Annotated in this window: 7 protein-coding genes and 1 pseudogene; 2 read left to right on the top strand and 6 right to left on the bottom strand. The window is 65.9% G+C overall.

Going from position 1 to position 8960, the window contains the following annotated elements; all coding sequences use genetic code 11:
- The 6 genes from VKP01_RS10830 to VKP01_RS10855 form a co-directional block, all read right to left on the bottom strand.
- Positions 1-1662, bottom strand: a 1662-nt coding sequence (locus VKP01_RS10830; RefSeq protein ID WP_324412171.1) for a BatA domain-containing protein, incomplete at its 3' end; no start/stop codon positions are given.
- 1 nt (position 1663) lies between these two features.
- A complete protein-coding gene (locus VKP01_RS10835) occupies positions 1664-2587 on the bottom strand; it encodes a DUF58 domain-containing protein (RefSeq protein WP_324412173.1) in 924 nt (307 codons plus the stop codon).
- 9 nt (positions 2588-2596) lie between these two features.
- Positions 2597-3607, bottom strand: coding sequence for a MoxR family ATPase (locus VKP01_RS10840; RefSeq protein ID WP_324412175.1), 1011 nt, complete (start codon positions 3605-3607; stop codon positions 2597-2599).
- A 246-nt stretch (positions 3608-3853) separates the two neighbouring features.
- The gene (locus VKP01_RS10845; protein WP_324412177.1) at positions 3854-4765 is read right to left on the bottom strand and encodes a DUF6456 domain-containing protein; all 912 of its coding nucleotides are present in this window, start codon (positions 4763-4765) and stop codon (positions 3854-3856) included.
- Positions 4766-4977: 212 nt separating this feature from the next.
- Positions 4978-5223, bottom strand: coding sequence for a DUF2093 domain-containing protein (locus tag VKP01_RS10850; protein ID WP_324412180.1), 246 nt, complete (start codon positions 5221-5223; stop codon positions 4978-4980).
- Between the two features lie 84 nt (positions 5224-5307).
- Positions 5308-6291 carry a 2-hydroxyacid dehydrogenase gene (locus tag VKP01_RS10855; RefSeq protein WP_324412182.1) on the bottom strand — a complete coding sequence of 328 codons (984 nt, stop codon included), beginning with the start codon at positions 6289-6291 and terminating at the stop codon, positions 5308-5310.
- A gap of 336 nt (positions 6292-6627) precedes the next feature.
- Here VKP01_RS10855 and VKP01_RS10860 point away from each other — a divergent pair, with 336 nt between their 5' ends.
- On the top strand, positions 6628-8463 hold the full coding sequence (locus VKP01_RS10860) for an extracellular solute-binding protein (protein WP_324412184.1): 1836 nt from the start codon (positions 6628-6630) through the stop codon (positions 8461-8463).
- Positions 8464-8558: 95 nt separating this feature from the next.
- Positions 8559-8960, top strand: a pseudogene (locus tag VKP01_RS10865) (microcin ABC transporter permease); the annotation flags it as partial.

Consider the following 8960-nt stretch of genomic DNA (forward strand, 5'->3'; position numbering starts at 1 on the left):
ACCGAGATTGCCGGCCCCGTCGAGGGTCAGTCGCGGCGCGACGGGCCGACGATCGCCTCCTGTCTGCAATTCGGCACCGGGCGGCGCGGCAGCAAATTGCAGGGTCTCGCGCAACATGTCGACGAACAACCCGGTCAGCGGCAGGTTCGACCAGCTCGCATCCGCCGTTACATGAAAGAGCACGCTTATGCCTTCGCCACGCCGATCCGCTGTGACGATCGGGGTACCGTCTTCGAGCGCCGCCCATGTCCGCTCGGTCAGCGCACCAGAAGGCTCGGCGAGGATCTGCCGCGAGATACCGAGCGCATCCGGAACGGCGAGACCATGGAACGGACTTTCCCGGGTGAATTCCGCCAGGGTGCGCGGCGCATCCCAGGAGAGCGCACCACCGAGATTGCGACCGCCATCGCGCAGCCGCACGGGCAGGAGATCATCCACATGACCCGTCATCCGCGATCCGGCGAAGCGCAGCAGCAGCCCGCCCTCTTCCATGAAGGTCGCGATCCGCGCCTGCGTGCGTGGCGGCAGAACGCCGATATCGGCAAGCACCAGAACGTTGACCTGCCCGTCGAGCAGCTCCTCGATCGCTTCAGCCGAGCCGCCGCGTCCCTCGCGGATTTCGGCATAGGGCTCCAGCGCCCGCTCGATATAGAAGGTCGGCGCGAGCAGCGGCTGAGCCAGATCGAGCGGTGTCCCCGCCACGATGCCGACGCGGCTGCGCCGGCTGCGCGAATCGAGCAAGGTCGTCGCGGCGGCGGATGCTTCTCCCACGATCTCGATCCGCGCCACGGAATTGCGCAGCTCGACGGGGATATCGAAACGCACATCGGTTTCGGTCTCGTCCGGCAGGAAGACAAAGGTCTCCTCGGCCAGTGACAGGCCCCGCAGATCAGTGGCGCGCACGCGTCCCTCGTCACGCGCATTCGGCCCCGCGCGCAGTACATCGACGGAAAGCCCCTGCGCAGAATTGCGTGCATTGCCGAGGGCGAGCGCGGAAGCGGCATCCGGGCGCATGACGGTGAGGGTATGATCCCGCGCGATCTCCGCGAGCAGCATCGCCATGTCATCCTCGCCGCCGATGCCGACGCCGCCGGTGATCCAGAGGATTTCGGTATCTGTATGCGCCTGCAGGAAGGTACTGACCGGACGGCGCCAGCTCTCCGCCTGCGGAAAATGCGGACGCGAGACGATGGCCCGAAGGCGCTCCAGCGCGGTTGCGGGTTCCTCAAGGGCAATCTCCGCCGCCGGCGTCGCCGTCGCGACGATGCCCATCGAGCGTCCGTCCCGCGCGATCGCCTCGCCCTGCTCCAGCGCGATCGCCGCATGCCGCCGCCAATAGGCAGCCGAGCCGGCGCCATTGTCGACGATCATCAACACCGGTGCGCGCCGGTCACCTTCCAGCGAGGGGGCCGGATTGAGGATCGGGCCGGCGGCGGCGAGGATCAGCAATGCGGCGATGACGAGGCGCAGCAGCAGGAGCCACCACGGCGTGCGCGCCGGCGATTCCTGACGCGGGATCAGATCGGCGACGATCTTGAGCGGCGGAAACGAGATCCGGCGCGGCTGCGGCGGCGTCACCCGCAGGAGCAGCCAGATCGCAGGGATGGCAACCAGCCCGGCAAGGACGAGCGGTACGGCGAAGGTGAGCGGCAGACCCAACATGTCAGCGCCCTCCCATGCCCGAGCGCGCCGCCTGGACGAGCGCCATCAGCCGCAGGGCGACCTCGCTCGCGGGCCGGTCGGTGCGGTGAATCGTGAGCGTCCATCCCCGCCGCCGCGTCGCCGCCTCCAGCGCATCGCGGTGGCGCGCAATACGCGTGCGATACTGCGCGCCCCAGCTCGCCGCATCCCCGACCCGCAGCCGCAAACCGGCCTCGGGATCCTCGAGCATGGCCTGACCGGCGAAGGGAAAGCTCTCTTCCACCGGATCGACGATCATCAGCACATGACCGCGCGCGCCGCGTGCCGCGATCGCCTCGATGCAGGCATCCCATTCCTCGGCGGGGCTGAGGCAGTCACTGACGATCAGCGCTTCGTCATGGGGGGCGAGCGCCGTGCGTGGCGGCATGTCGGTCAAATTGATGCCGCGCGGATCCGCGAGGATTTCAGCAAAACGCTCGGCGATCCGGCGCACGGCACGCGGTGGCGCCTGCCCCATCATGCCGACACGCTCGCCCGCCTCGACGAAGCTCTCGGCGAGCGCGAGACCGAGCACCACCGCACGGTCGCATTTCGGCACCATGGCGAGTTCCGAACCAAAGGCCATCGAGGCCGAGCGGTCGATCCAGAGATGCACCGAATGCGCCGCCTCCCATTCTCGCTCACGCACATAGAGACGATCGTCGCGGCCCGAACGACGCCAGTCGATCCGCGATGCCGGCTCGCCACTGCTGAAGGGGCGGAACTGCCAGAAGGTTTCGCCCGGGCCCGCACGGCGACGTCCATGGATACCGTGCGCGAGGGTCCCGGCGACGCGACGCGCCTCAAGTACCAGACGCGGCAGCCGCGCGGCGAGATCCTGCGCCGCCAGCGTGACCGTCCGCCCGGGTAGCCGTTGCGTCTCGCTGAGGACCCGCACGCGCGCCATGTCAGGGCCTCACCCGCCGAGCCGCGCCGTCAGGCGCTGAACGAGGTCGGAAATCGTGATACCATCGGCGCGTGCAGCGAACGTCAGAGCCATGCGGTGCTTCAGTACCGGTGCTGCGAGCAGCGCCACATCGTCTATTGACGGTGACACGCGGCCCTGGATCAGTGCATGCGCGCGCGCAGCGAAAATCAGCGCCTGCGAGGCGCGCGGGCCAGGTCCCCAGAGCAGATGTTCGGTCACGGCGGGATCCCCCTCCCCCGGTCGCGCGGCGCGCACCAGATCGAGAATGGCCTCGACGATGCTCTCGCCGACGGGCAGTCGCCGCGCGAGCCGCTGCGCGCTCATCAGCGCCTCACCCGACATCACCGCACCGGGGCGGGATTCGGGATCCCCCGTCGTCTCGAGCAGGATGCGCCGCTCGGCATCGCGGTCAGGGTAGTCGATGTCGATCTGCAGCAGAAAACGAACCAGCTGGGCCTCCGGCAAGGGATAGGTGCCCTCCTGCTCGATGGGATTCTGCGTGGCGAGCACGTGGAACGGATGCGGCAGGTCGTGACGCTCGCCGCTCACGGAAACGTGATGCTCCTGCATCGCCTGCAACAGGGCCGACTGGGTGCGCGGGCTGGCGCGGTTGATCTCGTCAGCCATCAGAAGCTGCGCGAAGATCGGCCCGCGCACGAAGCGGAAATGGCGCCGGCGATCAGCATCCTCCTCAAGGATTTCCGAACCGGTAATGTCTGAGGGCATCAGATCGGGGGTGAACTGGACCCGCCGCGCATCGAGGCCGAGCACCGTGCCGAGCGTTTCGACGAGCTTCGTCTTGGCGAGGCCCGGCACACCGACGAGAAGCCCGTGGCCACCCGCGAGGATCGTCGTCAGCGCCAGATCGACAACATTCTTCTGACCGAAGATCACCGCCTCGACGGCCTCGCGGGCGCTGACCACGGTTTCCAGCGTCGCTTCGGCATTGCGCAGCACCGATTCGTCCAGGGATTGCGGCGTCGACGAAGTCTCTTGCATGCAGCAGGCCTTTTCGCATCAGCGCCGGGTTGGCGCAGGATCATGCACGCCGCAATGGCGTGGTGGCGGGTGGCGGGTGGCGCGAGTCAGACCCGACACAGTTGGCAGTTTGGGCCGGATGACAGCAAGCCGCAAGCGGGACGCTGCGCCGCAGCGATCCGGTCACCACTTTGGTGAATCTGGGCGCGGCTCGCGTCGAAAATATGGCCGCCGCGACCGCTTCCTCCCGGTCTCGTATTGCGAAGTTCAGCCCGGTGCAACCGACTCTCCGGCGCACCAGGCCAGAATCCGGCGGTTGCGCACCGCGCCGCGGGCCTCGCCGGCGAGCCCGTAATGATCAGCCAGCCGCGACAGGGCCCGTGCAATCATGATCTTGCCTGACCGCGCCGGCCAGCCGCGTGCTCGCTCGATTTCGCTGATCCGGACGAGAAAGCCGCAGACATCGATGAGCAGATCCCCGTCCTCGGCGCCGAGATGGCGCACGGCCCGGGTCACGCGCTGGCGCGCGGCGATACAGGCCTCCGTCGCGTCGAGCCGGCCGGCACGATAGCCCCCCCCGCCACCGCCACCCGAGCCGAGCCGGTCCCAGTCGATGCTCACACCGGGCATGATTCCCGCCATGGTGAGATCGCGCCGGAAACGCTCACCGGCCTCGCATTGCACCGCATCGATCAGCGGCGCGCCATCCGCGCCCTTGCGCGCAGCGAGCCAGGCGAGAGGACTTTCTTCCTGATTGACCCGCACCCGCACCTGCGCCCCATCATCGACGGGATCAGGCCTTTCGGCCATTGTATCCGCACGATGCTGCGCAGCGAAGGCCGCGTCGCCCTGCCCGGCCCGACGTGCCGCCAAGCGCGCGAGATAGCCCTTCCCGGCCTGCGAGATCAGTGTCGCTGCTGTGGAATTCGCGCGATCATGCTGCTCGAGATCTTGTTGCACGAGATCATGCCGGATGAGCAAATCCAGCGCACTGCGCGAAAAACTCCCGCCGCCGAGCGAAACGGCCGCGCCGTCGCGACGGGTTTCCCCGCCCTTGCTGAGCAGGATCCGATCCGGGTCGAACGGATCGGCCCGAGTCCGCGCCCCCTGCGCCGCCAGCGCCTGTAACAAGCGCCACGCCTCGCGGGACAGAACGGGCTCGACCGGGGATCCCGGCATCGCGCCCCGTTTGCCCAACCCCCGCTTGCCCAACCCCCGCTTACCCGGCCCCCGCTTGCCCGGCCCGCTTTTGCCGCGCGCAGCATCGCCCTGATGCATAACTGTATTTTCGAAATTCATGATCTGTTTCCTTGCCGCACAACCAATGGCGGCAAGGTGGCTTGACAATTAAAGATTGTCAAGATGATTTTCCTATAGATAGGAAAATCCGATCAGGAAGCATCCGTCACGCCAGACTCATGAACGTCTTTCGGCTTCAGCCCGAGCCGCTGCATCACCGCCTGGTGTGAGCTGTAGGGCTCCTGCCGCTCGACGCTCCAATAGACGAGCCTGTCGAGCGGAATGGGATCGCCGGTCACGGCGCAGCGCACGAATTTGCCGGGGCGCACGACGCGAAAATGCGCGTCGAGATATTCTATCTGGGCCTCCTGGCCGAAAGCATCGTTGCGGTCGAGCATGCGCGGTCTCCTCGGCCCCATTGCATAGGCAAAGCCGCGCCCCGGTTCAAGCGCCAAGGCGCTGCCTGTCCGGTAAACGGCAGCTCAGCGCGGCGAGGGTGTCTCGGGCACCGGGGTCAGCGGCGGCTTGCCATCGAACCACGCCAGGAGGTTATCGACGACGAGCTGGGCCATTGCGTTGCGCGTATGCACCGAAGCCGAGCCAACATGCGGCAGCAGCACCACGTGATCCATGTCGATCAGTTCCTGCGGCACCTGCGGCTCCTTGTCGAACACGTCGAGCCCTGCCGATAGGATGGTGCCGTCGTGCAACGCCTTGATCAGCGCCGCCTCGTCCACGACGCTGCCGCGCGCCACGTTGATCAGCACGCCTTCCGGACCAAGCGCTTCGAGAATGCGCGAATCGACGATCTTCTCCGTCCCCGCCCCGCCGGGCGTGATCACGATCAACGTATCGACGTCCCGCGCCATCGCCGCGAGATCGGCATAATAGCGATGCGGCGCATCCGCCTGCTCGCGGCGCCCGTGATAGACGACCTCGACACCGAACGCGTCGATGCGCCTGGCAATCGCCTTGCCGATGCGACCGTAGCCGAGAATGCCGATCTTGCGCTCACGCAGCGTCGGGCTGAGCGGGAACGGCTTTTCCAGCCAGCGACCTTCGCGCAGATAGCGGTCGGCCTGGGGGAGTTTGCGCAAGGTGGCCAGCAGCAGGCCGATGGCGAGATCAGCTACCTCGTCGGTAAGTACGTCCGGCGTATTGGTCACCACGACACCCTTCGTGCCGGCATAAGCGGCATCGACATGATCGTAACCCACACCGAAGCTGGAGACGATTTCGAGCGCCGGCAGCGCATCGATCAGCGCCTTGTCGACGCGCCCGCTCGCACCACCGCCGGTGGCGACGCCGCGAATCCGGGAGGCGTGCTGCGCGATGAATGCATCGGCGTCATCCACCTCCCACAAGCGATGCAGGGTGAAGCGCGCATCGAGTTGCTCGATCACGCGCGGCGCCATCGGGCGCGGCATCAGGATCTCGGTCTTTCCGGCATCATCGTTCGTCGTCATGGCGCTCTCCCAGCGTGTCTTATCGTCGCGCAGGCCGCATGCATCGGATCGGGCCCGGCGCGCTTTGGCGCCCGTTGATCATCCGGACGACCGCTTGACCGCAGCTATAACGCGTCACGGCAAGCCGGATAAGGCTCTTGCACGCAAAGGCCGCTGCGATCCTGCGCAGGCCGGGGCCCGGCGCAGCGATGCTCGCGCGGCCCCGCCCGATGACGCTTTCGGGGTTCGACACATGCTTTCGCTTGCGCCATTATCGCCATAATGAATCGCTGTCGTTACGCGCAACCGCGCTCTTGCGAACACATGCGGCGGATCAGGCGAGGAGAAGGGGAACGCATGCTGACGATTGATCGACGCAGTTTCTTCACCGGTGTGGCGGCCGCTACCGTCGTCGCGGGAGTACCCGTGCGGTTGCGTGCGCGCGAGGTCGAATGGGCACACGGCATGTCGATATTCGGTGACCTGAAATACGGGCCGGATTTCGCGCATTTCGATTACGTCGATCCGGATGCACCGAAGGGCGGCTTCTTCGGCACCGACATGTTCGGGACCTTCAATTCCTTCAATCCCTATATCCTGCAAGGCGATCCGGCGATTGGCATGGGGCTGACCTTCGACAGCCTGATGACCCGCGCCGCCGACGAGCCGGATGCGCTCTACGGCCTCGTCGCACATTCTGTTTCGCGCGCACCGGATGGTCTCACCTATCGCTTTCGCCTGCGCCCCGAAGCGCGCTTCCATGACGGCAGCCCGATCACGCCGGAAGATGTCGCCTTCTCCATCATGATTCTCAAGGAAGAAGGTCATCCCAGCATCCGCCAGCAATTGCGCTTGCTCGAAGGTGCCGAAGCCGAGGATGGCGAGACCGTCGTTGTGCGCTTCGTCGAAGGTCGGGCGCGCGACCTGCCGCTCTCCGTCGCCGGATTGCCGATCTTCTCCGCCGCTTATTGGAAAGACCGCGACTTCGGCGCCTCGACCACCGAGCCTCCACTCGGATCGGGCCCGTATCGCGTCGGGCGGTTCGAGAATGGTCGCTTCCTGATCTACGAGCGCGTGGAGGATTACTGGGGCGCGGATCTGCCGGTCAATCGCGGGCAGAGCAACTTCGACCGTGTGCGCTACGACTATTTCCGCGACCGCCAGGTGGCGTTCGAAGCCTTCAAATCCGGCGCCTTCAACTATCGCGAGGACTTCACATCGCGTGACTGGGCAACCGGCTACGATTTCCCTGCACACAATGAAGGGCGCGTTCTGAAGGAAGAGCTGGTCGACGAAACACCTTCAGGGCGGCAGGGATGGTGGTTCAACACGCGCCGCGAAAAGTTCGCGGACCCGCGTATCCGCGAGGCGCTGGGTTATCTGTTTGATTTCGAATCGCTCAATCGGACGATCATGTTCGATTCCTACATGCGTACGAAATCCTACTTCGAGAATTCCCCGATGGCCGCAGAGGGCCCCATCCCGGATGACGAAGCGGCGCTGCTGGAGCCCTACAGGGACAGCCTTCCCGAGCGCGTCTTCGGCGAGGCGATTTCTCCACCGGTTTCCGACGGCTCCGGGACTGATCGCGGCAATCTGCGCCGGGCGCAGGAACTCCTGCAGCAGGCCGGCTGCAGTTATCGCGGGCGCGACCTGCTGCTGCCGAACGGTGAGCGTTTCACCATCGAATTCCTTGACTTTTCCAACGCGCTGGAACCGCATACCCTGCACTTCACCCGCAATCTGAGCAGGATCGGCATTGATGCGGGGCTGCGTGTGGTTGATGCCTCGCAGTTTCAAAGGCGCATCGACGAATTCGACTTCGACGTCATCACCCGCCGCTTCGTCGGCTCCCTGACGCCCGGCGCCGAATTGCGGGTGATCTTCGGCTCGGAAGCTGCCGGAATAACCGGCTCGCCCAATGTGGCCGGCATTGCCGATCCGGCTGTCGACGCGCTGATCGAGAAGGTAATCGCCGCCGAGACGCGTGAGGAGATGTATGTCGCCGCGCGCGCGCTCGACCGCGTGCTGCGCGCCGGTTTCTACTGGGTACCGATGTGGTTCAAGGGCACGCACTGGCTCGCCTTCTGGGACGAGTTCGGGCGACCGGAAACCAAGCCGCGTTTCACGGTCGGGGCGCTGTCCACCTGGTGGATCGACGAGGAGCGGGCGCGCGCAGCGCGACGTGCGTGATCCGGCTTTACGCTGTATGTGTGATTTAGCACGATAGCCGCCGATTCGTCGCAACCGGGCCAGTTGTTCGCTGCGCCCGCATTCTCAGAGGTTCCATGGCCGCTTATATTGCGCGACGTCTTCTGCTGATGATCCCGACGATTTTCGGGATCATGCTGATCTCGTTCGTGATCATCCAGTTTGCGCCCGGCGGCCCCGTCGAGCGCATACTGGCCCAGATCCAGGGCGCCGATGCGGGGGCGACCGCGCGCTTCGGCGGTGCCGGCGGCGACGGCGGGGGCCTCGCGGGGCAGATGGGCGGCGGCGATGGCGGGGGCAGCGATTCGCGCTATCGCGGGGCGCAGGGACTCGATCCGCAATTCATCGCGCAGCTCGAAGCGCAATTCGGTTTCGATCGACCCGCCCATGAGCGTTTCGCGCTGATGATCTGGAATTTCTCGCAATTCGAATTCGGCGAGAGCTATTTCCGCGATATTTCGGTGATCGATCTGATCAAG

This window comes from Saliniramus sp., assembly GCF_035311605.1.
Classification (GTDB): domain Bacteria; phylum Pseudomonadota; class Alphaproteobacteria; order Rhizobiales; family Beijerinckiaceae; genus Saliniramus.

Excerpts from the sequence above, each read along its gene's own strand:
- VKP01_RS10850 (WP_324412180.1), bottom strand. The coding sequence starts at position 5,223 with ATGCTCGACCGCAACGATGCTTTCGGCCAGGAGGCCCAGATAGAATAT.
- VKP01_RS10845 (WP_324412177.1), bottom strand. The coding sequence starts at position 4,765 with ATGCCGGGATCCCCGGTCGAGCCCGTTCTGTCCCGCGAGGCGTGGCGC.
- VKP01_RS10860 (WP_324412184.1), top strand. The coding sequence starts at position 6,628 with ATGCTGACGATTGATCGACGCAGTTTCTTCACCGGTGTGGCGGCCGCT.
- VKP01_RS10840 (WP_324412175.1), bottom strand. The coding sequence starts at position 3,607 with ATGCAAGAGACTTCGTCGACGCCGCAATCCCTGGACGAATCGGTGCTG.
- VKP01_RS10835 (WP_324412173.1), bottom strand. The coding sequence starts at position 2,587 with ATGGCGCGCGTGCGGGTCCTCAGCGAGACGCAACGGCTACCCGGGCGG.
- VKP01_RS10855 (WP_324412182.1), bottom strand. The coding sequence starts at position 6,291 with ATGACGACGAACGATGATGCCGGAAAGACCGAGATCCTGATGCCGCGC.